The organism is Candidatus Accumulibacter vicinus (assembly GCF_000584955.1).
Lineage (GTDB): Bacteria > Pseudomonadota > Gammaproteobacteria > Burkholderiales > Rhodocyclaceae > Accumulibacter > Accumulibacter vicinus.
The window spans coordinates 6,528-7,168 of sequence record NZ_JDSS02000001.1 but is presented as its reverse complement, the minus strand read 5'-3'; the positions used below and the strand labels follow the sequence as shown (position 1 = coordinate 7,168).

At 68.8% G+C, this 641-nt stretch carries 1 protein-coding gene; it reads left to right on the top strand.

What is annotated here, in order from left to right; genetic code table 11:
* A partial coding sequence (locus CAPSK01_RS00035) for a calcium-binding protein (protein ID WP_273702773.1) occupies positions 1 to 641 on the top strand: 641 nt, incomplete at both ends.

Below are 641 nucleotides of genomic sequence, written 5' to 3'. Positions count from 1 at the left end.
TGGGTGGATCGGATGTCCTCTACGGCGGCGCCGGCAACGACACCCTGACCGCCGACAGTGGCGACGAGAACGCCGGCGCGGACTACCTCGATGGCGAAGATGGCGACGACCAACTCGCTGGCGGCGCCCTGGCCGACGTTCTCTACGGCGGTGCCGGCAACGACACGCTGTTCGGCGACGACAGCCAAACGGCATCCGACAAGCAAGGCGACGACTATCTGGACGGCGAAGACGGCGACGACAGTCTGTACGGGATGGGGGGTGCCGACCAACTCTACGGTGGCGCCGGTGCCGACCTGCTGGCTGGCGACAACAGCGACACCCCCGCGGAAGCGCTCGGCGACGACTATCTCGACGGCGAAGACGGCGACGACACATTGTACGGCGGTGGTGGTGCCGACACCCTCTTCGGCGGCGAAGGCAACGACACGCTCTACGGCGACGACGGCAGCGCGCCCGCCGAGCAACAAGGCGACGACACCCTCGACGGCGGCGCCGGCGACGACCAACTGCAAGGCGGTGGTGGCGCCGACATGCTGATCGGTGGCGCCGGCGACGACGCACTCTACGGCGACAGCAGCAACACCCCGGAAGCCGCCATGGGCGACGACACCCTCGACGGTGGCGAAGGCAACGACACC